This window comes from Kitasatospora sp. NPDC004289 (genome assembly GCF_053602875.1).
Genome location: NZ_JBSGEL010000038.1, coordinates 21,583 through 45,774 on the forward strand (window position 1 = coordinate 21,583; position 24,192 = coordinate 45,774).

20 protein-coding genes are annotated in these 24,192 nt (G+C 74.1%); 16 read left to right on the forward strand and 4 right to left on the reverse strand.

All coding sequences use genetic code 11. The annotated features are described in order from the left end of the window. Positions 1-175 precede the first annotated feature (175 nt). The 7 genes from ACWEPF_RS24430 (at position 176) to ACWEPF_RS24460 (ending at position 8,516) form a co-directional block, all read left to right on the forward strand. Positions 176-1,336: a mechanosensitive ion channel family protein gene (locus ACWEPF_RS24430; protein ID WP_452174156.1), complete on the forward strand. Its 1,161-nt coding sequence runs from the start codon at positions 176-178 to the stop codon at positions 1,334-1,336. A gap of 207 nt (positions 1,337-1,543) precedes the next feature. After that, positions 1,544-2,752: an ROK family transcriptional regulator gene (locus tag ACWEPF_RS24435; RefSeq protein WP_452174157.1), complete on the forward strand. Its 1,209-nt coding sequence runs from the start codon at positions 1,544-1,546 to the stop codon at positions 2,750-2,752. Between the two features lie 141 nt (positions 2,753-2,893). Continuing rightward, positions 2,894-4,240, forward strand: a complete 1,347-nt coding sequence (locus ACWEPF_RS24440; protein WP_452174158.1) for an ABC transporter substrate-binding protein — start codon at positions 2,894-2,896, stop codon at positions 4,238-4,240. A 1-nt stretch (position 4,241) separates the two neighbouring features. Continuing rightward, the gene (locus tag ACWEPF_RS24445) at positions 4,242-5,201 is read left to right on the forward strand and encodes a carbohydrate ABC transporter permease (RefSeq protein ID WP_452174159.1); all 960 of its coding nucleotides are present in this window, start codon (positions 4,242-4,244) and stop codon (positions 5,199-5,201) included. Beyond that, the gene (locus ACWEPF_RS24450) at positions 5,201-6,085 is read left to right on the forward strand and encodes a carbohydrate ABC transporter permease (RefSeq protein WP_452174160.1); all 885 of its coding nucleotides are present in this window, start codon (positions 5,201-5,203) and stop codon (positions 6,083-6,085) included. The genes ACWEPF_RS24445 and ACWEPF_RS24450 overlap by 1 nt, the downstream gene beginning before the upstream one ends. Beyond that, positions 6,085-7,374 carry a 6-phospho-beta-glucosidase gene (locus tag ACWEPF_RS24455; protein WP_380148967.1) on the forward strand — a complete coding sequence of 430 codons (1,290 nt, stop codon included), beginning with the start codon at positions 6,085-6,087 and terminating at the stop codon, positions 7,372-7,374. Before ACWEPF_RS24450 ends, ACWEPF_RS24455 begins: the two co-directional genes overlap by 1 nt. Positions 7,375-7,490: 116 nt before the next feature. Beyond that, positions 7,491-8,516, forward strand: coding sequence for an N-acetylglucosamine kinase (locus tag ACWEPF_RS24460; protein WP_345288569.1), 1,026 nt, complete (start codon positions 7,491-7,493; stop codon positions 8,514-8,516). A gap of 169 nt (positions 8,517-8,685) precedes the next feature. On the opposite strand, the gene ACWEPF_RS24465 is transcribed toward ACWEPF_RS24460, so the two are convergent. Then, positions 8,686-9,663, reverse strand: coding sequence for a GlxA family transcriptional regulator (locus ACWEPF_RS24465; protein WP_452174161.1), 978 nt, complete (start codon positions 9,661-9,663; stop codon positions 8,686-8,688). 71 nt (positions 9,664-9,734) lie between these two features. On the opposite strand from ACWEPF_RS24465, the gene ACWEPF_RS24470 reads away from it, so the two are divergent. Then, on the forward strand, positions 9,735-10,325 hold the full coding sequence (locus ACWEPF_RS24470; RefSeq protein WP_452174162.1) for a cysteine hydrolase family protein: 591 nt from the start codon (positions 9,735-9,737) through the stop codon (positions 10,323-10,325). A gap of 25 nt (positions 10,326-10,350) precedes the next feature. Here the strand turns inward: ACWEPF_RS24470 and ACWEPF_RS24475 are convergent, their stop codons facing one another. Further along, positions 10,351-10,929, reverse strand: a complete 579-nt coding sequence (locus tag ACWEPF_RS24475) for a nucleosidase (RefSeq protein WP_452174163.1) — start codon at positions 10,927-10,929, stop codon at positions 10,351-10,353. Between the two features lie 401 nt (positions 10,930-11,330). Between ACWEPF_RS24475 and ACWEPF_RS24480 the strand changes: the two genes are divergently transcribed. The 8 genes from ACWEPF_RS24480 to ACWEPF_RS24515 all read left to right on the forward strand — a co-directional run bounded on the left by ACWEPF_RS24480 (position 11,331) and on the right by ACWEPF_RS24515 (position 22,572). After that, positions 11,331-12,587: a hypothetical protein gene (locus ACWEPF_RS24480; protein ID WP_452174164.1), complete on the forward strand. Its 1,257-nt coding sequence runs from the start codon at positions 11,331-11,333 to the stop codon at positions 12,585-12,587. 13 nt (positions 12,588-12,600) lie between these two features. Then, entirely contained in the window at positions 12,601-13,572 is a 972-nt protein-coding gene (locus ACWEPF_RS24485; protein WP_452174165.1) for a glutamate ABC transporter substrate-binding protein, read from the forward strand. 155 nt (positions 13,573-13,727) lie between these two features. Further along, on the forward strand, positions 13,728-15,089 hold the full coding sequence (locus tag ACWEPF_RS24490) for a hypothetical protein (protein WP_449798453.1): 1,362 nt from the start codon (positions 13,728-13,730) through the stop codon (positions 15,087-15,089). Then, positions 15,082-17,745, forward strand: coding sequence for a tetratricopeptide repeat protein (locus ACWEPF_RS24495; RefSeq protein ID WP_452174166.1), 2,664 nt, complete (start codon positions 15,082-15,084; stop codon positions 17,743-17,745). The genes ACWEPF_RS24490 and ACWEPF_RS24495 overlap by 8 nt, the downstream gene beginning before the upstream one ends. A 4-nt stretch (positions 17,746-17,749) precedes the next feature. Next, positions 17,750-18,913, forward strand: coding sequence for a protein phosphatase 2C domain-containing protein (locus ACWEPF_RS24500; protein WP_452174167.1), 1,164 nt, complete (start codon positions 17,750-17,752; stop codon positions 18,911-18,913). A gap of 142 nt (positions 18,914-19,055) precedes the next feature. After that, on the forward strand, positions 19,056-20,426 hold the full coding sequence (locus tag ACWEPF_RS24505; RefSeq protein WP_452174168.1) for a vWA domain-containing protein: 1,371 nt from the start codon (positions 19,056-19,058) through the stop codon (positions 20,424-20,426). Positions 20,427-20,498: 72 nt separating this feature from the next. After that, the gene (locus ACWEPF_RS24510; protein ID WP_452174169.1) at positions 20,499-22,052 is read left to right on the forward strand and encodes an FHA domain-containing protein; all 1,554 of its coding nucleotides are present in this window, start codon (positions 20,499-20,501) and stop codon (positions 22,050-22,052) included. Positions 22,053-22,188: 136 nt separating this feature from the next. Next, complete coding sequence (locus tag ACWEPF_RS24515) at positions 22,189-22,572, forward strand: globin (protein ID WP_452174170.1); 384 nt, start codon at positions 22,189-22,191, stop codon at positions 22,570-22,572. 127 nt (positions 22,573-22,699) lie between these two features. Here ACWEPF_RS24515 and ACWEPF_RS24520 read toward each other — a convergent pair whose 3' ends face one another. Together ACWEPF_RS24520 and ACWEPF_RS24525 are read right to left on the reverse strand one after the other, a co-directional pair. Next, complete coding sequence (locus ACWEPF_RS24520) at positions 22,700-23,443, reverse strand: hypothetical protein (protein WP_452174171.1); 744 nt, start codon at positions 23,441-23,443, stop codon at positions 22,700-22,702. A gap of 186 nt (positions 23,444-23,629) precedes the next feature. Beyond that, the gene (locus ACWEPF_RS24525; protein WP_452174172.1) at positions 23,630-24,100 is read right to left on the reverse strand and encodes an acyl-CoA thioesterase; all 471 of its coding nucleotides are present in this window, start codon (positions 24,098-24,100) and stop codon (positions 23,630-23,632) included. Between the last annotated feature and the right edge of the window lie 92 nt (positions 24,101-24,192).

The following is a 24,192-nucleotide window of genomic DNA, read 5'->3' on the forward strand; positions in this document are numbered from 1 at the left end:
CCCACGCGGCGGAGCCGCACATCAGCAGAGCCCCGCGCCCCCGGGGCAACCACCACCCACCACGCGCCCACGCGGCGGAGCCCCGCGCCCCCCGGCACCGGGAAGTGCCCCCTGCGGGCCGGGCTAGGCTGGCATTTCGCCCAGCCGTAGCACCGAGTAAGGAAGGACTCCGCCCGTGACCGCTTCCGGCACGCTCGGCCTCCTCGCCGACGCCTCCCCCTCCCCCGGCCCGACCGCGGACCCGCTCACGAACCTGCCGACCTCGCCGGCCGAGGCCGCGGAGGCCACCAAGCAGGCCACGGAGTGGGTCGGCCGCAGCTGGCAGGGCTGGCTGGAGGGCGGCCTGCGGATCGTGCTGATCGTGCTGCTCGCCCTGGTGCTCCGCGCGGTGCTGCAGAAGATCATCACCAAGTTCATAGCGCGGATGGTGCGCCCCGCCGAGGCCGAGGCCGAGACCGGCCGGTTCAGCGGGCTGCTGGCCAACAGCGGGGTGGTCAACACCGAACGGCGCCAGCAGCGCTCGGAGGCGATCGGCTCGGTGCTGCGCAGCGTGACCTCCTTCACCATCCTGGGGACCGCGGCCCTGATGGTGCTCTCCGCGCTCGGGGTGAACCTGGCGCCGCTGCTGGCCAGCGCCGGTGTGGCCGGCGTGGCGATCGGCTTCGGCGCGCGGAACCTGGTGACCGACTTCCTCTCCGGGGTCTTCATGATCCTGGAGGACCAGTACGGCGTCGGCGACGAGATCGACACCGGCGTGGCCACCGGCACCGTGCTGGAGGTGGGCCTGCGCGTGACCAAGCTGCGCGGGGCCAACGGCGAGATCTGGTACATCCGCAACGGCGAGGTGAAGCGGATCGCCAACATGAGCCAGGGCTGGGCCACCGCCTCGGTGGACGTCCAGGTCGGCTACAAGGAGGACCTGGCCAAGGTCGAGGAGCTGATCAAGGAGACGGCGGAGCGGCTCTCCAAGGAGAGCCCGTTCGACGAGTTGATCTGGGGTCAGGTCAAGGTGCTGGGGCTGGAGTCGGTGGCCTTCGACTCGGTGACGGTCCGGGTCGAGGCCCGCACGTCGCCGGGGAACGCGCTGCTGGTCTCCCGCACCCTGCGCCAGCGCCTCAAGATCGCGCTGGACGGCGCCGGGGTGAAGGTCAAGGAGGAGACCGTGACGGCCGCGGCGGCCGCGGCCGCCGCAGCGGCCAAGTCGGCGGAGAGCGCCACCGCCGCTGCCGCCGCGGGCACCGCCGCCGCGGCCGGTACCGCCCCCTCCGCCCTGGCCGACCCGACCTCCCCCGCCTCGCTCGCGACCAAGCCGATCCCCGCCCAGGGCACCGAGTAGCAGCGGCCGCGCCGGGACCCCGTCACCCCTCCGGTGGCGGGGTCCCGGCGTGTGCTGGGTAACGCTTCGGCAACCTGCGGGCGACGCCCCGTTGACACCCCCTGGCCTAGGCGAATAGCTTCCTCCCAGGGATTGGAAACTTTCCTAACAGTCCAACGGGAGGCCCCGAGCCGCACGGCCGGGGCCAGAGCAGGGAGGATTCTGGGCGTGACCGACAACACCCGCACCCCCCTGGCCGGCACCCCGAGCCTGCTGCGCGCGATCAACGACCGTGCGGCGCTGGAGCTGCTGCTCGCCCACGGCCCGCTCTCCCGGACCCAGATCGGCACCCTGACCGGCCTCTCCAAGCCCACCGCCTCCCAGCTGCTCGGGCGGCTGGAGAGCGCGGGCCTGGTGCTGCCGGTCGGCACCACGGCCGGCGGCCCCGGGCCCAACGCGCAGCTGTACCAGGTGAACCCCGCCGCCGGCCACGTGGCCGGGGTGGACGTGACGACCACGCACGTGCGCGCCGCCGTGGCCGACATCACCGGTTCCACGCTGGCCGAGCGCGTCACCCCGACCAAGGGCTGGCCAGCCGCCGAGGCGGTGGCCCGCACCGCCGAGGTGCTGGCCGAGACCGTCCGGGAGGCCGGGCTGGCCCCGGGCAGCCTGCTGGAGACGGTGGTCGGCGTGCCCGGCGCGCTCGACCCCGGCAGCGGCCGGCTCCGGTACGCCTCGCACCTGCCCGGCTGGCACTCGCCCCGGCTGCTGGAGGAGCTGACCGAGGTGCTCGGCTCCGGGGTGACCGTCGAGAACGACGTCAACCTGGCGGCCATGGCCGAGCAGGCCTTCGGCGCGGCGCGGGGCAGCGAGGACTTCGTGCTGCTCTGGGCCGAGGAGGGCCTGGGCGCGGCGATCGTGATCGCCGGCCGGCTGCACCGGGGCTTCACCGGCGGCGCCGGGGAGATCGGCTACATGCCGGTGCCCGGCTCGCCGGTGGTGCACCACCCGCGCAAGAACACCGGCGGCTTCCAGGACCTGGCCGGTGCCGACGCGGTGATCGCGCTGGCCCGCGAACACGGCCTGGAGGTGACCGCCGACGACTCCACCGTCGAGGCGCTCGCCGAGGCCGCCGTCGAGGTCGCGCTGCGCACCGAGGGGGCCGGCGACGACTTCCTGGACACCCTGGCCGCCCGGCTGGCGGTCGGCCTGGCCGCGGTGGTCGCGGTGGTCGACCCGGAGCTGGTGGTCCTGGCCGGGCGCACCGTGGCGGCCGGCGGCGACCGGCTCTGCGAGCTGGTCCAGGCCGAGCTGGCCCGGACCTCCGTTCCCCGTCCCGAGGTGCGCTCCAGCACCGTCCCGGGCTCCCCCGTCCTGCAGGGCGCGCTGCAACGCGCGCTCGCCACCGCCAGGGAGACGGTCTTCACCACCCACTGACCGTCCCCTCCCGCACCTCCCGCACCGCCCGTATTTCCCGTACCGCCTGAACCAGTGTCACCGCCTGACCCACCGTCACCACGCCACCGCCCGCCCACAGGGCGGTCCGGCCTGCCCGGATTCCCCCCAGGAGGACCTTCGATGCGCTCCCCCCGCAGACCGTCCCGCGTACTCGCCGCCGTCACCGGCAGCGCCGTCCTGGCCCTGCTCGCCACCGCCTGCACCGGCACCGACTCCGGCACCACCGACGAGTCCGCCTCCGGCAAGGACGTCACCATCACCTTCTGGCACGGCTGGAGCCAGGAGAGCGAGATCAAGGCGATCGACGACAACGTCGCCGCCTTCCAGAAGGCCCACCCGAACATCAAGGTCAAGGTCGTCCCGCGGATCGAGGACGACAAGGTCCAGCAGGCGCTGCGGGCCGGCGGCCAGGACGCCCCCGACGTGGTCTCCTCGTTCAGCACCGACAACGTCGGCAAGTTCTGCGCCTCCAAGGCCTGGGTCGACCTCAACCCGCTGATGAAGAAGGACGGCATCGACCCGGCCAAGACCTTCCCGGCCGCGATGCTCAAGTACAGCCAGTTCCAGGGCAACCAGTGCTCGCTGCCGCTGCTCGGCGACGCGTACGGGCTCTACTACAACAAGGCCGCGTTCGCCGCCGCCGGGATCACCGCCCCGCCGAAGACCTTCAGCGAGTTCGAGGCCGCCGCGGTCAAGCTGACCCAGACCGAGGGCGACTCGTACAAGCAGCTCGGCTTCATGCCGAACTACCACGGCTACGAGACCGCGCTGCCGCACTACCTGAGCCAGTACGGCGTGGAGTACTTCGACGCCCAGGGCAAGTCCACCGTGCACACCGACCCCAAGGTGGTGCAGGCGCTGACCTGGCAGAAGGGCCTGGTCGACAAGCTCGGCGGCTTCGACAAGCTGGAGAAGTACCGCACCGGCTTCGGCGACGAGTTCAGCGCCAAGAACCCCTTCCACACCGGCCAGGTGGCGATGGCACTGGACGGCGAGTGGCGCACCGCCGCGCTGGCCGACGAGAAGCCGGACTTCGAGTGGGCCACCGCGCCGTTCCCGGTGCCGGACGACCAGGCCGCCAGCTACGGCAAGGGCTACCAGACCGGCACCATCGTCGGCATCGCGAGGACCAGTCAGAAGCAGACCGCCGCCTGGGAGTTGGTGAAGTTCCTGACCACCGACACCGACGCGGTGGTGAACTTCGCCAACGCGATCCACAACGTGCCGAGCACCTTCGCCGCGCTGGACTCGCCGAAGCTGACCTCGGACGCGAACTTCAAGACCTTCCTGGAGATCGCCAAGAACCCGGCCTCCAACGGCGCCCCCGCCTCCATCAACGGTGGTGCCTTCCAGGTCAGCCTGCAGAACTTCTCCTTCGAGGTCGAGGCCGGCCGGGCCACCGACCTCAAGGCCGGGCTCAGCGCCACGGCCAAGGAGATCGACGCCGCCGTCGACCAGGCCAAGTGACATGACGCTCAACCTCTCCACCGTCCCGGCGGCGCTGCGTCGCAAGCGCCGCCGGGAGGGCCTGCGCACCCTGGCCTTCCTGAGCCCCTGGCTGATCGGCTTCGGCCTGTTCTTCGCCTACCCGCTGGTCTCCACCGTCTACTTCTCGTTCATGAAGTACGACGGCTTCGGAGCACCCGTCCCCCGAGGTCTGCAGAACTGGGACTACGTCTTCAACGACTACCCCGCGTTCTGGACCGGGCTGGGCAACACGCTCTGGCTGGTCGTCGTCATGGTCACCCTGCGGGTGGCCTTCGGGCTCGGCATCGGTCTGCTGATCACCAAGGTGAAGACCGGTGCCGGTCTGTTCCGCACCCTGTTCTACCTGCCGTACCTGGCCCCGCCGGTGGCCGCCACGATGGCCTTCGCCTTCCTGCTCAACCCCGGCACCGGCCCGGTGAACGACCTGCTCGGCGGCCTCGGACTGCCGCAGCCCGGCTGGTTCACCGACCCGGAGTGGTCCAAGCCCGCGCTCACCATGCTGGCCATGTGGGGCGTCGGCGACCTGATGGTGATCTTCATGGCGGCCCTGCTGGACGTGCCCCGCGAGCAGTACGAGGCGGCCGAGCTGGACGGCGCCGGCCCCTGGCAGAAGTTCCGCTTCGTCACCTTCCCGAACATCACCCCGATCGTGCTGTTCGCGGTGGTCACCGGGGTCATCCAGACGATGCAGTACTACACCCAGGCGATCGTGGCCGGGAAGGTGGCCAGCGGCGTGATCGGCGGCTCCGGCCAGCAGTTCGAGCCCGGCTACCCCAACGGCTCCACCTGGACCCTGCCGCAGATGGTCTACAACCTGGGCTTCCAGCAGTTCAACTACGGCGCCGCCTGCGTGGTCGCCCTGGTGCTGTTCGCCCTCTCGATGGCGTTCACCGCCGTGCTGATGCGCCGCAAGTCGGGGCTGCTGGGAAGTGAGGACTGATGGCCGCCTCCGTCGCCGTACCGCTCACCCGCAAGGGTGCCGAACTGCGGGTCGCCCGCCGCCGGGCCGCGCTGCACTGGGTGGCCGTCCACTCCGTCGCGATCGCCGCCGCGCTGTTCTTCGTGCTGCCCTTCGTGTTCGTCCTGTTCACCTCGCTGATGACGGACCGTCAGGCGCTCACCTCGGACCTCTGGCCGCACGAGTGGGTCTGGAGCAACTACGTCGAGGTGTTCAACACCCCCGGCTTCCTGAGCTGGTGGCGCAACACCCTGCTGTACGCCGGGCTGGGCACCGTGCTGACGATCGTCTCCAGCGTGCCGGTCGCCTACGCGCTGGCCCGGTTCCGCTTCCGCGGACAGCGGCTGGCCCTGCTCGCGGTGATCTCGATGATGATGCTGCCGCCGCAGGTGGTGATCATCCCGATGTACCTGTTCTGGGCCAAGCAGCTGCACCTGACCGGTTCGCTCTGGCCGCTGATCATCCCGATGGCCTTCGGCGACGCGTTCTCGATCTTCCTGCTGCGGCAGTTCCTGCTGACCATCCCCAAGGAGTACGTGGAGGCCGCCCGGATCGACGGCTGCGGCGAGCTGCGCACCCTGCTGCGGGTGGTGCTGCCGATGGCCAAGCCGGCCATCGCCGCCGTCGCGCTGTTCCAGTTCTTCTACTGCTGGAACGACTACTTCGGCCCGCAGATCTACTCCAGCGAGAACCAGAACGCCTGGACCCTCAGCTACGGACTGGCCTCCTTCAAGGCCTCGCACCACACCAACTGGAACCTCACCATGGCCGCCACCCTGCTGGTGATGGCCCCGGTGATCGTTCTCTTCTTCTTCGCGCAGAAAGCCTTCATCGAAGGCGTGACACTGACAGGGGTCAAGGGCTGATGTCCGCACTCAAGTTGGCGATCGTCGGTGGCGGTTCCACCTACACGCCCGAACTCATCGACGGGTTCGCCCGGCTCCGCGACACCCTGCCGATCGGCGAGCTGGTGCTGATCGACCCGGCCGCCGACCGGCTGGAGCTGATCGGCGGGCTGGCCCGCCGGATCTTCGCCAAGCAGGGCCACGACGCGGTGGTCACCACCTCCACCGACGTGGCCGCCGGCGTGCAGGGCGCGGACGCGGTGCTGCTCCAGCTCCGGGTCGGCGGCCAGGCCGCGCGCAACCAGGACGAGACCTGGCCGCTGGAGTGCGGCTGCGTCGGCCAGGAGACCACCGGCGCCGGCGGCCTCGCCAAGGCGCTGCGCACCGTCCCGGTGGTGCTGGACATCGCCGAGCAGGTCCGCCGGGCCAACCCGGACGCCTGGATCGTGGACTTCACCAACCCGGTCGGCATCGTCACCCGGGCGCTCCAGCAGGCCGGCCACAAGGCCGTCGGCCTGTGCAACGTGGCGATCGGCTTCCAGCGCAAGTTCGCCGCCCACCTGAACGTGGCCCCCGAGCTGGTCCGGCTGGACCACGTCGGCCTCAACCACCTCACCTGGGAGCGCGGCGTCACCCTGCTCGACTCCCCCGACGCCACGTCGGGCCGGGAGGTGCTGCCCGAGCTGCTGGCCGGCTTCGGCAAGGAGATCTCCGAGGACCTGCACCTGCCGCTGCCGGTGATCCAGCGGCTCGGCGTGGTGCCCTCCTACTACCTGCGCTACTTCTACCAGCACGACCAGGTGGTCGAGGAGCTCAAGGTCCAGGGCTCCCGGGCCGCCGCGGTCTCCGCGATCGAGGCCGAGCTGCTGGAGATGTACGCCGACCCGACCCTGGACACCAAGCCGGAGCTGCTGAGCAAGCGCGGCGGGGCGTTCTACTCCGAGGCGGCGGTCCAGCTGATCGCCTCGCTGCTGGGCACCGACGGCCGCACCACCGTCCAGGTGGTCAACACCCGCAACGACGGCGTGCTGCCCTTCCTGCCCGACGACGCGGTGATCGAGGTCCCGGCCGAGGTGGACGCGGCGGGCGTGCGGCCGCTGCCGCAGCGGCCGGTGGAGCCGCTGTACGCGGGCCTGATCGCCGGCGTCACCGCGTACGAGCACCTGGCCCTGGACGCCGCGCTGCGCGGCGGCCGGGACCGGGTCTTCGACGCCCTGCTGGCCCACCCGCTGGTCGGGCAGATCGAGCTGGCGGACCAGTTGACGGACCGTCTGATCGCCCACAACCGGGCCCACCTCGCATGGGCATGAGCAGTCCGGCGGGCACCCGCGGTCCGGCGGGCACGAGCGGCCCGTCGGGCGTCAGCTTCCCGAGGCAGGCCGGGCCGGGGCAGTCGGTCCGGAACGCCCCCAGCAGTGAGGATCCGATGGAGCAGCAGGCACAGCTCGCAGGAGTCCTGGCCGTCGACGCCGGGAACAGCAAGACCGACGTGGCACTGGTCAGCGCCACGGGCGTGGTGCTCGGCCGGGCCCGGGGCGGCGGCTTCCAGCCGCAGAGCATCGGCGCCGAGGCGGCCATCGAGGGTCTGGCCCCCCTGGTCGCCTCGGTGGCCGTCCAGGCCGGGCTCGACCCGGTCCGGCTCGGGACGGACGGCGGGGCGCTGACCAGTCACGTCAGCGCCTGCCTGGCCAACGCCGACCTGCCGGTCGAGGAGGAGGCGCTGCTCGCCGCCCTCTCCACCCGGCCCTGGGGCCTGACCAACCACGTCGCCAACGACACCTTCGGCCTGCTCCGGGCCGGCACCGACGGCCCGCTCGGCGTCGCGGTGGTCTGCGGCGCCGGGATCAACTGCGTCGGCCTGCTGCCGGACGGTCGCACCGCGCGCTTCCCCGCGCTCGGCAAGCTCACCGGCGACTGGGGCGGTGGCGGCGGGCTCTCCCAGGAGGCCCTCTGGTACGCCGTCCGGGCCGAGGACGGCCGGGACCGGCCGACCGCGCTCGCCCCGGCGATCGCCGCCCACTTCGGGCTGCCGACCGCCGGAGCGGTCGCCGAGGCGATCCACCTCGACGAGCTGGACCAGGGCCGGCTGCACGAGCTGGTGCCGGTGCTGTTCGACGTCGCGGGCGAGGGCGACCCCATCGCCCTCGAACTGATCGACCGTCAGGCCGACGAGATCACCCGCCTCGCGGTGGTCGCCCTGCGCCGGCTCGACCTGCTCGCCGAGGCCGCCCCGGTGGTGCTCGGCGGCGGCGTCCTCGCCGCCCGCCACCCGCTGCTGCTCGACAACGTCATCGCCCGCCTCGCGGCCACCGCCCCCCTCGCCGAACCCCGCGTCGTGGTCGCCCCGCCCGTCCTCGGGGCCGCCCTCCTCGGCCTCGACCACCTCGACGCCGGGGCCGCGGCCCAGCAGCACCTCCGCAGCGCCTTCCCCACCCCGGCCCTGGCCGCCTGACGGCCCCTGAGGGCCCGCAAGGGGCCGTTCAGGGGCGCGAGGAACTGCGCGAGGCGGAAGACGACGACCCGTGTGCCGGGTACGGACACTCACTTGCAAGTGGTTCTCCGTACCCGGCACACGGGTCTCGTTCTTCCGCCTCGCGCAGTTCCCCGCGCCCCCGGGGTGACTATGGCCGCGCGCTGAAGCTCCGCCGGTAGTCCCGCGGGGCGACCCCCACGCGGCGGGTGAAGGCCGGCCGGAGCGAGACCGCCGAGCCGAAGCCGCAGCGCAGCGCGATCTCCTCGACCGTCAGGTCCGTCTCCTCCAGGAGGCGCTGCGCCGCCAGCACCCGCTGCTCCGAGAGCCACCGCAGCGGCGGCACCCCCACCGCCTCCGCGAACCGCCGCGCGAACGACCGCTCCGACATCACCGCCATCCGCGCCAACTCCCCCACCGTCCACGGCCGCTCCAGCGAACCGAGCACCGCCGCCCGCACCCCGGCCAGCGGATCCTCGCCGGCCACCGGAACCGGCGAGGGGATGAACTGCGCCTGCCCTCCCGCCCGGAACGGCGCCGTCACCATCCCCCGGGCGATCGCGGCCGCCGCCCCCTGCCCGTGCGCGGCCCGGACCAGGTGCAGGCAGAGGTCGATCCCGGCCGCCACGCCCGCCGAGGTCCAGATCAGTCCGTCGCCGGTGAAGAGCACCTCCGGATCCACCGTCACCGCCGGGTAGCGGCGGGCCAGTTCACCGGCCAGGTGCCAGTGCGTGGTGGCCCGGCGTCCGTCCAGCAGCCCCGCCTCGGCGAGCAGGAAGGCCCCGGCGCAGAGCGAGGCGAGCGGCACGCCGGCCCGGTGCGCGGCGCGCAGCGCGTCCAGCACCGGCCCAGGAGTGGCCGCGGACGGGTCCTCGACGCCGGGGACCACCACCAGGTCGCAGCCGGCCAGCCCGTCCAGCCCGTGGTCCGGCCACCGCTCCAGGCCGCCGCCCATCCGGACCGGCCGGGCATCCGGGCCGCGGTCCGGGCCGCCGCCCGGACCGCAGACCCGCAGCTCGAACTCCGGCAGTCCGGGACGGCTCCCACCCCGCGACGCCCAGATCTCCCCCACCACCGCGTAGTCGAAGGCCCGTACACCGTCCAGCACCAGGCAGCCCACCGTTCGCATGGCAGGAATCTATCGATCACCGGCGCTCGGCCCCCTCACCGCCCTCCGAAGGCCGGCCGGAGGATGGAGCCATGACGAACACCAGCGCCTTCGACGCCCCGCTCACCCTCGCCCCCGACGCCGTGCTGATCGTGATCGACGTCCAACAGGGCTTCGAGGACGAGGAGTTCTGGGGCCCCCGGGACAACCCGGACGCCGAGCTGCGGATCGGCGAACTGCTCGACGCGTGGCAGCGCACCGGCCGCCCGGTGGTGACGGTCCAGCACGGCGCGCCGCGCGGCCCGCTCGCGGTCGGCTCCCCCGGCTACGCCCTCAAGCCCTTCGTCGCCGCCGCGACCCCGGACCTGCACGTCACCAAGACCGTGAACAGCGCCTTCTACGGCACCCCCGACCTGCACGAGTGGCTGCAACTGCGCGGCGCCACCCAGCTGGTGGTGGCCGGCATCATGACCAACGTCTGCAACGAGACCACCGCCCGGATGGGCGGCAACCTCGGCTACGACGTCGTCTTCCCGATCGACGCCATGCACACCTTCGCGATGGCGGGCCCGGACGGCGAGCCGGTGCCGGCCGAGGTGCTGGCCCGGAGCACGGCGGCGGTGCTGCACGCGATGCGGTTCGCCAAGGTGGTCCGCACCGAGGAGGTGCTGAAGGCGGCCTGACCGGGCGTCAGCACCGCTGCCCGGGTCAGAGCAGGTGGCTGCGGACCCAGGCCGCCATCAGCTCGGCGCAGCCGTCCACCGACTCGCGCCAGGTGCGGGCCGCGCCCGCGCCCGCCTCGTCGCTGACGTGCTTGACCAGCCGCACCGGCACCCCGGCCCGCTGGGCGGCGGTGGCCACCGCGTAGCCCTCCATGTCGACCAGGTGGGCCCGGGCGGCCAGCCGGTCGCGGGCGTCGGCGTCGGAGACGAAGAGGTCGCCGGTGGCCAGCACCGGGCCGTCGGCCACGCCGTCGAAGACGATCTCGGCACCGAAGGTGCGGCCGGTGAGGGAGTGCAGGACGGGCGTGTCCAGGTCGTGCTGGATCACCCGGGAGACCAGGTGGGTGCCCTCCAGGCCGGGGTGCAGGGCGCCCGCGGTGCCCAGGTTGACGATCTCGGAGGGCCGCTCGCCGCGGGCCAGCACGGTGGCCAGCGCCACCGAGGCGTTGACCTTGCCCATGCCGGTGAGCAGGACGGGGAGCTCGCCGCCGAGGTGGGCGGCCTCCTCCTCGACCGCGACGACGAGCAGCGGGCGGTCCGGGGTGATGGTTCCGATCAGGCGCATGGCCCCCATCGTAGGACGAACCCCTCCCCACCCCCCATGGCCTTGATCGCCAGGAACCGCATAGGGTGCGTCCGGCGTCGCCGGTAGAGCGCGGAGGCTGCCGGAAGCTCAAGAGCGGCGCAACTCGCGTGTGGCGGCCGGACCCGGCGGCCATACTGCTCGCGGGGGACGGTCCCGGAGGCGGGGCGGGTCCCAGGGGGAGGTTGGGGCAGGTGGCGACACCGGTGGTGCACGGCGGGCGTCCGCCGATACCGAGAACACCCGGCGGCGAGGCCGCGGCCGGGGCGGGGACGGAAGCAGGGACGGAAGCGGCCCGGACCTCCGGAGGTCCGGCGCGGCTGCTGGACCCGGACCGGCTGAGACGGCTGACCGGCACCGCGCCGGCGCGGCTGAGGGCCGCCATGACGGTGCTGACCGTCCTGGTGCTGGCCTTCGGGGCGCTGACCGCCTGGCAGGTGAGCGTCCGGGCCCGGGCCGCCGGGCAGGTGGTGACGCACAGTCAGCCGATGAGCCAGGACGCCGCCGAGGTGTACCGCTCGCTGGCCGACGCGGACACCACCGCCGCCGCGGTCTTCCTGCTGGCCTCCGACGCCCCTCCGGAGCTGCGCGCCCGGTACGAGAAGGACCTGGCCACCGCCGCGGAGCTGCTCGCCCGGGCCGCGGCCCGGACCGGCACCGGCGGCAGCAGCGCGCAGACCCAGCAGTGGGTGGCCGACCTGAACCGGCAACTCCCGGCGTACGCGGGCCTGGTGGAGACCGCCCGGGCCAACGACCGGCAGGGCCTGCCGCTCGGCGGGGCCTACCTGCGGTACGCCTCGAAGCAGATGCAGACCGAGCTGCTGCCGGTCGCCCAGAAGCTGGTGGAGGCGGAGAACCGACGGCTGGACGCGGACTACGCCGACGCCCGGTCCGTCCCGTGGGCCGGTGCGGTGCTCGGACTGCTGGTGCTGGCCGCGCTGGTCTGGTGCCAGGTCCTGCTGCTCCGCCGGACCAACCGGGTCTTCAACCCCGGCATGCTGGGCGCCACGGCCGCGGTGCTGGCCGGACTGGCCTGGCTCACCGTCGGCACCACCCTGGCGCAGGCGGACCTCGGCGAGAGCCGGGGCAACGGGGCCGCGCCGCTGCGGGTGCTGAACCAGGCCCGGATCGAGACCCTCCAGGCCCGGGCGGCGGAGAACCTCGACCTGGTCTCCCGGGGCGGCTCGGACAGCTACGACAAGGACTGGGCCCGCTACACCGCTTCCCTGGCCGGAGCTCCCGTGGAGGACGGCAAGGCCCGGACCGCCGTGAAGGGCACCCTGGGGCGGGCCCTGGACGAATCGCCGCGCGGGGCCCGCAACGCGGTCACGGAGGCCGCGAACGACTTCCTGCGCTGGGACGCCCTGCACCGGAAGTCCGAGAGCGGCGACGACTACGGCGCCTCGCTGCGGATCGTGGTCGGCAGCGGCGGCGGGGCGGAGAGCTCGGCAGCCGTCTTCGCCGAACTGGACCGGAAGTTGGGGAGCGCCGCGGCTGCCGAGCAGGCGGCGTTCGACCGCGCGGCCCGCGGGGTGGACGGCGATCTGGCCGCCCTGGCCTGGGGCCTCGGCGTGCTGACGCTGCTCGCGGCGGCGGGGGTCGTGGTGGGCCTGGGCCGCCGCCTGGCGGAGTACCGGTAAGGGGGAGTTGACGGTGCGCACGGAACGAACGGTTCGTGGAACGACCCTCGCCGCCGCGGCGGGCGGCGTGGCGGTGGCCCTGGCCGCCGCCGGTCTGACGGTGGGCCTGCGGGCCGCCCCGGCCGGGCCGGCAGGCCCGGCAGCAGTGCCCGCCGCCGCGGCGCTCGCCGCGCCGGCGGCTCCGGCTGCTCCGGTGACCGAGGACTGCGCGGAGAAGACGGTGGCGCCCAGCTCCTCGCTGACGGGCCGCAAGGTCCAGGAGATCCGCAACCGCGGCACCCTGGTGGTCGGCGTGGACCAGAACAGCTTCAACTGGGGCTACCGGAACCCACAGACCGGCCGGATCGAGGGCTTCGACATCGACCTGGCCAAGGCCGTCGCCAAGGCGGTGCTGGGCGACCCGGAGAAGATCACCTACCGGACGGTGCAGACCCCGAAGCGGATCGAGGCGATCCGCACCGGCCAGGTGGATCTGATCGTCCGCACCATGACCATCAACTGCGAGCGCTGGAAGGACATCGCCTTCTCCGCGCCCTACTTCGCCAACGGCCAGCGGCTGGTGGTCCCGAAGGCGGTGCAGGCGAGGACGGTGGCCGAGGGCCTGAAGGGCAAGCGCGCCTGCGCGGCCCAGCAGTCCTCCTCCGACACCGAGTTGAAGAAGCCCGAGTACGGCACCGCCTCGGTGACCCTGGTGGAGAACCAGCTGGACTGCCTGGTGCTGATGCAGCTCGGGAAGGTGGACGCCACCCTGACGGACGGTTCGCTGGCCGCCGCCCAGGTGGCCCAGGACCCGACCGCCAGAATGGTCGAGGAGAACCTCGGCTCGACCCGGATGGGGATCGGGCTGAAGCAGGAGGACACCGACCTGGTGGCGCTGGTCAACCAGGTGCTGGTGGACTACCGGGCGAACGGCGGCTGGCAGGCCTCCTACGACCACTGGCTGGCGGCGAGCATGGGGGCCTCCTCGGCTCCCTACCTGCCGTAGCGTCGTCGGCGCCGAGCCCGTGGATCGCGGTGCGTGGTGCATGGTGCGCGGCTCCTGGTGCGTGGTGCTCGGTTCGTGGTTCGAGGTTCGTTCGGTGATGTGGTCTTGGTCGAGAGAGGGATGACGTGGCGTTGGCAGGAGCTGCCGGGCCGGCGATGAGCCGGGAGGAGGTGGACCGCGAGCTGGGCCGGCTGGGTGCCGAGCGCGACGCGGTCGAAGCCGCGCTGCTCTCCCTCCAGGAGCACCAGGGCCGCCGGCTGCTGGAGGGCGCCGTCCTGAGCGGGCGGACCCAGGAGCGCTGGGCAGTGGCCGAGCCCGGACTGGCGCTGCTCTGGGCGCTGTTCGACCGCTACGCCGAGGCGCTGGCCTCGGCCCGGGCGGTCCGGGCCCGGCGCAACCGTCCCGGCGGGGCGGAGCTCGCCGAGCTGACCGAGCTGCTGAGCGGCCCGGCCGTGACCGTCTCCGGCGGCCAACTGCCGGACGCCGCAGGGCCGGTGCCGGTCCGTCTGGTGGAGCAGATCAGCCTGGCCGAGCTGCTGGAGCGGATGAACGCCTGGTACGCCGCGGTCTACGAGGTGGTGGCCCCGGCGGACGCGGTCTGGACGGCGCTGCCCGCCCGGATCGACCTGCTGCTGGCCGAGCTGGGCCGGGTCCGGATGCTCTCCGGCTCGGTCGGGGTGCGCAGCGGGGCGCACCCGCTGGCCGATGACCTGGACGGCCTGGAAGGGGAGTTGACGCAGCTGCGGTCCGAGGTGCGGTCCGATCCGCTGGCGTTCTGGCGGCCGGGCCGGGTGCCCTCGCAGCGCACCGGGACCGTCTCGCCCGGGGCCGCGATGGCGGGGGTGCTGGCGGGGGCCGCGGACACCGAGCGGTTCGACCGGGCCGGCCGGGCGCTGGACGGGCTCAGGCTGGAGCTGGACGGGCTGCTGCGGCTGCGCGACGAGGCCCAGGACCGCCTTCAGCAGGTCGGTGACCTGCTGCGCCGGGCCGACGCCACGCTGGCCGAGGCCCGCCGGGCCCGGGGCGAGGTGCTGGCCAAGATCGCCGCCACCGAGGTGCCCCAGGTCCCGGGACCGGCCTCGGCGCTGCGCGAACGGGTCACGCTCGCGGTCGAGTTGCAGCAGAGCGGCCAGTGGCACCGGCTGGCCCCGCTGCTGGACGCCTTGGAGGACGTGGCGGTCAAGGAGCTGGGCCGGGCCCGGCAGTCGCTCACCGAGGTGGCCCAACCGCTCGCCGTGCGGGCCGAGTTGCGCGGCCGCCTGGAGGCGTACAAGGCGATGGCGGCCCGGCTCGGGCTGGCCGAGGACCCGGTGGTGGTGGAGCGCTTCGAGAAGGCGCGCTGGCTGCTGTGGAGCGCGCCCTGCGACCTGCGAGCGGCGGCGGAGGCCGTGGTCCGCTTCCAGCAGGCGCTGCGGCCGCCCGCACCGGCGCCGGCGCCCGTCGAGCCCGCCGCGGCGGCCGCCGGACAACCGCAGGACCGGATACCGGATGGACAGGGGGATGGCGTCGATGGGTGAGAACTGCGTCCGACCGGACTGCTCCGACGGGACGATCGACCAGGACGGCTACTGCGACAACTGCGGCCTGGCGCCGCTCGGTTCGACCACCACGGCGTCGACCGGCACGGCGTCGTCGGCCACGGGATCCTCGGCCGCCGGGTCCTCGGCCGCCGCGCCGGACGGCGGGCGGGTCGTCCCCGGCCTGCCGGTCACCGGGAGCGCCTGCACCCGTGGCTGCGGCGGGACCATCGACCCGGACGGCTACTGCGACGAGTGCGGTCTGGCCGCCGAGACCGGCCGGGTGAGCGCCGTCCCGTCGGCCCGGACCGGGTCGCACTCCGGCACCACCTCCTCCCGCTCCTCCCGGACCATGTCCGGCCGCTCCCGCTCGCACCGCTCCACCCGGACCGGCAGCGGCCGTTCGGTCTCGGTGCGCAGCGGCACCGGCAGCGGCTCCACCGGGACGGCGCGGCGGGGCAACCTGGGCGCGGGCCTGGTGAACGTCCCCGTGGTCCCCGCGGCCGACCCGGCCTCGGCGGTGCTGACCGATCCTCAGGTGCCGGAGCGCAAGCGCTTCTGCAGCAACTGCGACGCCGAGGTGGGCCGGGAGAAGAACGGCCGCCCCGGACGGGCCGACGGCTTCTGCACCAAGTGCGGCACGCCGTACTCCTTCACGCCCAAGCTCACCCGGGGCGACCTGGTGGGCGGTCAGTACGAGGTGATGGGCTGCCTGGCGCACGGCGGCCTGGGCTGGATCTACCTGGCGGCCGACCGCCGGGTGAACGACCGCTGGGTGGTGCTCAAGGGCCTGCTCGACACCGGGGACCAGGACGCCCTGGCGGTGGCCATCGCCGAGCGCCGCTTCCTGGCCGAGGTGGACCACCCGAACATCGTCCGCATCATCAACTTCGTCGAGCACCCCGACCTGCGGACCGGCTCCACCGACGGCTACATCGTGATGGAGTACGTCGGCGGCCTGTCGCTCAAGGACATCGCCAACGACCGCCGCACCATCGAGGGCCGGCGCGACCCGCTCCCGGTCGAGCAGGCCATCGCGTACGCGCTGGAGGCGCTGCCCGCACTGGGCTACCTGCACGCCCGCGGGCTGGTGTACTGCGACTTCAAGATCGACAACGTGATCCAGAGCGAGGACTCGCTCAAGATCATCGACCTCGGCGCGGTCTGCCGGATCGGCGAGGACGGCCCGATCTACGGCACCCTCGGCTACCAGGCCCCGGAGATCGCCACCGACGGCCCCTCGGTCGCCTCGGACCTGTACACCGTGGCCCGCACCCTGGCGGTGCTGACCTTCGACTTCCAGGGCTACAACACCCGCTTCCGGTACGAGCTGCCCGGCCCCGAGCAGGTCGAGCTGTTCGCCCGGTACGAGTCGTACTACCGGCTGCTGGTCCGGGCCACCGACCCGGACCCGGCCCGCCGCTTCGGCTCCGCCGAGGAGATGGCCGGGCAGCTCACCGGCGTGCTGCGCGAACTGCTCAGCCTCCAGGACGGCCGCCCCCGGCCCGCGCTCTCCACCCTCTTCGGGCCGGAACTGCGGGTGGTGGATCGTGAGCTGACGCCGGCTCCGCCCGCCCCGGCCGCCGCCGCGCTCGCCCTGCCGGTGCCGCTGGTGGACCCGTCCGACCCCTACGCGGGCCTGCTGGCCACCCTCAGCACGAGCGGCCCCACCGAGGCGCTCGCCGCGCTGGCCACCGCTCCGTCCCCCTCGCCGGAGCTGCGGCTGCGCGCCCTGCGCGCCCACCTGGAGCGGCTCGCCGGGGACCCGCGGACCCCCGAGCCCGCCTCGGTCGTCATGGTCCCCGGCGCACCGCCCGTGCAGGTTCCCGCGCCCGGCTCGCGGGAGGCCGCCGCGACGGTCGCCGCCGAGCAGGAACTGCTCGCGCTGGAGCAGGACCACGGGGACGACTGGCGGGTGGTCTGGCACCGGGGCCTGTTCGAGCTGGTGGCCGGCCGGGCCGCGGCGGCCGCCGAGTCCTTCGACGCGGTCTACGACGCCTTCCCGGGCGAGCAGGCCCCCAAGCTGGCCCTCGCGGTCTGCGCCGAGCTGCTCGGCAACGGCGAGGACGCCGCCGAGTTCTACCGCCTGGTCGGCACCACCGACCGTGGCTACGTCAGCGCCGCCTTCGGCCTGGCCCGGGTGCTGCTGGCCGCCGGCGACCGGGAGGGGGCGGTCCGGGCGCTGGAGAGCGTGCCGGAGTCCTCGGCGCACTGGACCTCCGCCCGGGTCGCCACCCTGCGGGCCCGCCTGCGCGGCCGGCCCGCGACCGACCCGCTCGGCCCGGAACTGGCGCGCTGCTCCGAGCAGCTGACGGCGCTTCCGCTGGACGCCCGACACGCCGAGGAGCTCTCGGTGGAACTCCTCGAGGCCGCCCTCGGCTGGGTGCTGGCGGGCTCCCCCTCCGACGCCGCGAACGGGACCGGGAACGGGGCCGTGAACGGCGCCGTGAACGAGCCTGCGAACGGAGCCGGGAAGACCGGCGGAGGTGCCTCCACCGGTACGATCGACGTGCTCGGCCGACCCGCCGTTGAACGGGAACTGCGCTTCGCCCTGGAACACTCCTATCGAGTACTGGCACGGTTGACCGACCGCGCCGAGATCAGGATCGAGATGGTGGAGCGGGCCAACCGTGCCCGCCCCCGGACGTGGGTGTGAACCGATGCCGCAGCAGACCGTGTGCCCGAGCTGTGCCGAGCCGCTGGACCCCGAGGACGACTACTGCGGCGCCTGCGGCGTCGGCGTGACCGACGCCACCGCCCCGGTGCCCGCCGCTTCCGACGGAGCGTCAGCGGCCGTGCCCTGCGTGCACTGCGGCGCGGCGGAGCTGACCGCCGACGGCTACTGCGAGTCCTGCGGCGGCGTGCAGCCCCGCCCGCGCGACCACCAGGAGCGGGAGGTGGAGGGCGTCGCCGGGGTGACCGACCGGGGGCTGCGGCACCACCGCAACGAGGACGCCTTCACGGTGGCCGCCACCCGGCTGCCCAGCGGCGAGCCGGTCGCGCTCGCGGTGGTCTGCGACGGGGTTTCCTCCTCGGCCCGGCCCGACGAGGCCTCGGAGACCGCCGTCCGGGCCGCCTCGGCGCACCTGCTCGCGGCGCTGGAACGCGGTCAGCGTCCGGACCAGGCCATGCGGGAGGCGATCGGCGAGGCCGCGAAGGCGGTCAGCGAGCTGGCCAAGGACGGCGTCCGCACCCCCGGCGGCAGCCTCAACGCCCCGGCCTGCACCTACGTCAGCGCGGTCTCGGCCGCCGGGCTGGTCACCATCGGCTGGGTGGGCGACACCCGGGCGTACTGGATCCCGGACGACCGCGAGTCGGCCGTCCCGTACCGGCTGACCGAGGACGACTCCTGGGCGGCGCGGGTGGTGGCGATCGGCCTGATGGACGAGGCCGAGGCGTACGCCGACCCGCGCGCCCACGCGATCACCGGCTGGCTCGGCGCCGACGCGGAGGACCTGGAACCGCACACCGTGAGCTTCACCCCGCACGTCCCCGGCGTGCTGCTGGTCTGCACCGACGGCCTGTGGAACTACGCCGAGGCCGCCGCCGACCTGGCCGAGCGGGTCCGCCCGGACGCCCGAACCGAGCCGCTCGCCGCGGCCCGGAACCTGGTGGAGTTCGCGGTGGCCGCCGGCGGGCACGACAACATCACCGTCGCGGTGCTGCCGATCAGCCCGCCGCCGGAGTCCTCGCTCCAGACCGTGCCCCTCCAGGCCGGCGCCGCGACCGGTGCCGCACCGCTCCACTCCGACCCGACCATCCAGCTCCAACGGCCCGCCGACCAGACCCTCCAGCTCCAGCTCCAACCGGCCGACCGGGCCTGACGACCGGTCACCCCGGGACCGGCGACCCCGGCCCGCGGCCGTCGGCCCCGGCCACCCGCTCCCCCGCGCCCGTGCCCGTGCCCGTGCCCCACCACCGACCCAGCGAACCCGCGATCACCCGATCCGCACGACAGGAGCAACGATGGCCGTTCTGTCCCGGTCCGAGCCGAGTTTCAGCGTCGACGTCTTCCAGAACGAGTACCTCGCCGAGGGCGCCCGCGAGGTGAACGCGATCGTCACCGTGACCGCGACCGGCGGTGGCACCACCGGAGGGCGGCCGGTCTCCCGGGACGCCGCGGAGGGCGCGGGCGGCGCGGGTGGTTCCGGCGGCGCGGGCGGCGCCCAGGCCGCCGTCGTGATCATGGTGGACTGCTCGGGGTCGATGGACTACCCGGCCGAGAAGCTGCGCAACGCCCGCGCCGCCACCGCCGTCGCGGTGGACACCATCCGGGACGGCGTCGCCTTCGCCGTGGTGGCGGGCACCCACGAGGCCACCGAGGTCTACCCGGGCGGCGGAAAGCTCGCGGTGGCGGGCGAGGCCACCAGGGCCCAGGCCAAGGAGGCCCTGCGCAAGCTCTCCGCCGGCGGCGGCACCGCGATCGGCACCTGGCTGCTGAAGGCCCGTCAGCTCTTCGCCAGCCGCCCCGAGTCCACCATCCGGCACGGCATCCTGCTCACCGACGGGCGCAACGAGCACGAGAAGCCGGGCGGCCTGGAGGCCGCCCTGGAGTCGGCCGCCGGGTACTTCACCGTGGACTGCCGCGGCGTCGGCACCGACTGGCAGGTGGCCGAGCTGCGCAAGATCGCCTCCGCCCTGCTCGGCACCGTGGACATCGTCGCCGAACCCTCCGGCCTGGCCGAGGACTTCCGGCAGATGATGGAGGCCGCGATGGGCAAGCAGGTCGCCGACGTGTCCCTCCGGGTCTGGACGCCGGCCAACGCCGTGGTCCGCTACGTCAAGCAGGTCTCCCCCTCGCTGGAGGACCTGACGGACCACCGGTCCGAGGCCGGACCGCGCGCCGGGGACTACCCGACCGGCTCCTGGGGCGACGAGAGCCGCGACTACCACGTCTGCGTGGAGGTCCCCTCCGCCGAGGTCGGCAACGAGATGCTGGCCGCCCGGATAAGCCTGGTGCTGCCCCGACCGGACGGCAGCACCGAGGTGCTCTCCCAGGGTCTGGTGCGCGCGGTCTGGACCGACGACCTCGCCTCCACCACCCGGATCAGCCCGCAGGTCGCGCACTACACCGGCCAGGCCGAGCTGGCCTCCTCCATCCAGGAGGGCCTGGAGGCGCACCGGGCCGGTGACCTGGACCGGGCCACCGCCAAGCTGGGAGCGGCGGTGCGGATCGCCCACCGGACGGGGAACGACTCCACCTACAAGCTCCTGCAGAAGGTGGTGGACGTGGTGGACCCGAAGGAAGGTACCGTTCGGTTCCGTAAGAACGTGAGCGAAGCCGACTCGATGACGCTGGAGACCCGGTCCACCAAGACCGTCCGGGTGAAGAAGTGACGGTCCGGTGAGACCGGGCCGCTCGTGCTGGACTCTGCTGGAACGTGACGTCGCTGGAATGTGGGGGACCTGATGCCGATCTGCCCTAGGGGCCACGAGTCGCAGGCCGAGGACTGGTGCGACTTCTGCGGCTTCCCGATGACGCCTCCGCCCGGGCTGGCCGTGCCGGGCTCGGCCGCACCGTTCGGCAGCGGGCACACTCCCGCGCCGGGCACGGGGGCGCCGCCGACCGCCGCACCGCACCTGCCTCCGGTGTCGCCGGTCGCACCGGTGTCCCCGGTGGCGCCCGCACCAGCCGTCGCTCCCCCCGCGCACTTCGGGCGCCCGGATGACCCCTACGGCGCGGGCGCACCGCGGCACACCCAGCCCGGCCGGCCCGACCCGTACGCGGCCCACCCGGCGCAGCCCCAGGGCCACCAGGCCCCGGGACACCCGGCGCCGCACCAGCACCAGGCACACCAGCACCACGGGCAGCAGCACCAGGCGCACCAGGCCGCCGCGTACCAGCCGCAGCAGTCACAGCAGCCGCACTCCGCGCCCTACCAGCCGCACCCTCAGCAGTCCGACCCGTACGCCCAACCCCCGGGCGGAGCTGGACAGTTCGCCCCTCCGGCCGGCCCCGGCGCGCACGCCCCGCACCCGGCCCACCCCGGGCAGGCCGGGCACCCCGGGCAGGCACCCGAGCTCACCACCGACCTGGTCACCTGCCCGATCTGCCGGACCCCGCAGACCGGCCGGTACTGCGAGGAGTGCGGCTTCGACTACGCCCTCTCCAACCCCGAGGCCCAGCACCCCGGCGCCGGCCGTCACCCCGGCTTCCCGCCGCCCGCGCCGGCCCCCGCCCCGGGGCCGTACCAGCCACCCGTGCCGGCGCCGGCCCCGGCGCCCGACCCCTACCTGCCCCCGGTGCCGCCGCCCGCGCCGAGCCCGGAGCCCTCGCCGTTCCCACCGGTCGGCGCCCAGGGCGCCCCGGCCGCACCCCCCGTACCCGGGGTGTCCGGCGTGCCCGGCGCCCCTGCGGCGCCGGGGCCGTTCGGTGCGGGCGATCCGTTCCGCAAGCACGAGCGGTTCGCGGAGCCGACCGGCGCCGAGGCCCTGCAGACCTTCGACTCGGGCCCGACCTACGCCCAGCCCGGCACCGCCCCCGGTGACGAGTTCGGCACCTCGTTCCACCTCCAGCCGCCGGCCGCGCAGCAGCCCCCGGCCGCTCCCGTCCGGTCCACCTGGATCGCGGTGGTCAGCGCGGACCGCGACTACTTCACCGACATGATGGCCCGCAGCGGCCCGGAGGCGGCCGGGCTGTTCTTCCCGCCGTACTGCCCGGAGCGGCGGATACCGCTCACCGGCCGGGGACAGCTGCGGATCGGCCGCCGCAGCCAGCACCGGGGCACCGTCCCGGAGATCGACCTCTCCGTCCCGCCGGAGGACCCGGGCGCCTCGCACCAGCACGCCCTGCTGGCCGAACAGGCCGACGGAAGCTGGGTCCTGGTGGACCAGGACTCGACCAACGGCACCACGGTCAACGGCGGCGCCGAGCCCGTGCCCCCGCACACCGCCATCCCACTCAACGACGGCGACCGCGTCCACATCGGCGCCTGGACCACGATCACCCTGCACCGCTCCTGACGGCCCGTACGCCAGGACCCGCACCACCCCGGCCCGCACCACCCCGCCGCCCCGGCGGCCGCACACCCGACGTACCACGGTCCTAGGCCGATGGACCTGGTGTACGGCCGCCGGGGCGGTCTGCGACCATGGTCAAGTGACTGACGAGGTGACCTTCTTCGACCAGGTCGGCGGCGAGCCGACGTTCCAACGCCTGGTGCACGTCTTCTACCAGGGCGTCGCCGAGGACGAGTTGCTTCGCCCGATGTATCCGGAGGAGGACCTCGGCCCGGCCGAGGAGCGCTTCGCGCTGTTCCTGATGCAGTACTGGGGCGGCCCCCGCACCTACAGCGAGGAGCGCGGCCACCCGCGGCTGCGGATGCGGCACGTCCCGTTCAAGGTGGACCGTGCCGCCCACGACGCCTGGCTGCGCCACATGCGCACCGCGGTCGACTCCCTGGAGCTCCCGGCCGACGCCGAGCGCCAGCTCTGGGACTACCTGACCTACGCCGCCGCCTCGATGATCAACACCCCGGGCTGACGCCGACGGGGTCGGGTCCGATCGGGTCCGCTCCGGTCAGGCCGGATCGCCCTGGCCCGGTCGGGTCCGCTCCGATCGCGCCGACCCGGCCCGACCGACCCGGCCCGCCCCGACCGGCGCGGGCCGGTCAGCGCAGCGGACTGAGGCCCAGACCCGCGCCCGGAGCGGCGGCCGCCCGCAGCGCGACGGAGCCGGCCGGAGTGCCCAGGCGCAGCCAGGCCCCGGAACGGTGGGCGGTGACCGGCCCGCCGGGGGCGAGGAAGCCGATCACCTGGGCGGCGTGCGCCGCACGCAGCGGGAGCCCGGGAGCCGCGGTCAGCGGGCGGGACCAGATCTCGTCGGCCAGGCCCTCCAGCACCGACCGGCTGCGGTGGTGCTCCGGCACCTCCGCACTGCGCTGCTTGAACTCCTCGATGGCGGCGGCCAGTTCGGGCGCCACCTCGGCGGCGGCGGTCTCGGCGATCCGCTCCCAGCCGGTCCGCGGCGGGAGCAGCCCGGCCCAGGCCGGGCCGGTCACGGCGGCGGGCAGGCGCAGCTCGTCGGCCGCCTCGTCCAGTCCGTCGAGCAACTGACCGGCGGAGACGGTGAGGTCGAACTCCGGGGCGTCCGCGCCGAGCCGGACGCTGCGCACCGCGAGCACCCCGGTACCGCCCAGCGGAAGCCGGCCGAAGACCGCGAGCACCACACCGCCCGCACCACCGCCCTCGGCGCCACCACCCGCCGGACCACCACCTGCCGCGCCGCCACCCGCCCGCACCGCCTGCAGCCGAACGGCCGCAGCGCGGTCGAAGCGCAGCAGCCTGCTCAGGAAGGCGGCCAGACCGGCGGCCTCGCCCTGGTCGGCGAGCGGGAGCGGGGCAGGGGTGGTCAACGGATCAGCTCACTCATGGGGGCGGCTCCGCGCGGGGCTGCGACGCGTACGAGGCGGCGACGCGCGGGAGACGGCGACGGGAGGGCCCGCCGGACGGGTCCCGGGGCGGGCGGTGACGGAGGGGCGGGCGGTGACGGACCGTCAGGCGGGCCGGATTCGGGCCCGGACCGCGACGGGCGCGCGGGCTCAGGCCGCGGCGGCCGCCACACCGGGCGACCGGTCCCCGGCCTCGTCGGCGTCCTCGGTGAAGCGGCTCAGGAACTCGCGCTCGACCGGGCTGATCCGGCGCGGGCGGCCCTCGGCCAGGTCGTAGGGGACCACCACGGTGGAGGCGCGGACGTAGACCGTCTCGGTGCCGTCGGCGGCGGTGTCCTTGATCTCGTAGGCCACGGTGAGCGAGGCCCCGCCGATCTTGGTCACCCAGGTCTCCACGGTGACCGGCTCGGGCCGGTGCACCAGCGGGCGCTTGTAGTCGATCTCGTGACGGGCCACCACCGAGCCGCCCGCGAACTCCCCGGCGCCGGCGGCGGCGGCCTGGGTGAACATGAAGTCGATCCGGGCCTCCTCCAGGTAGCGCAGGAAGACCACGTTGTTCACGTGTCCGAAGGCGTCCATGTCGGACCACCGCAGGGGGCAGGCGTAGATGTGGCGTGCCACGGTCGATCTCTCCTCAGGTTTCCGGTCGCCCGTCGGCCGACGTGACCCGTCGGCAGCTTACGGGCGGCGGTCCGGCAGCCCGCCCGCGGGGC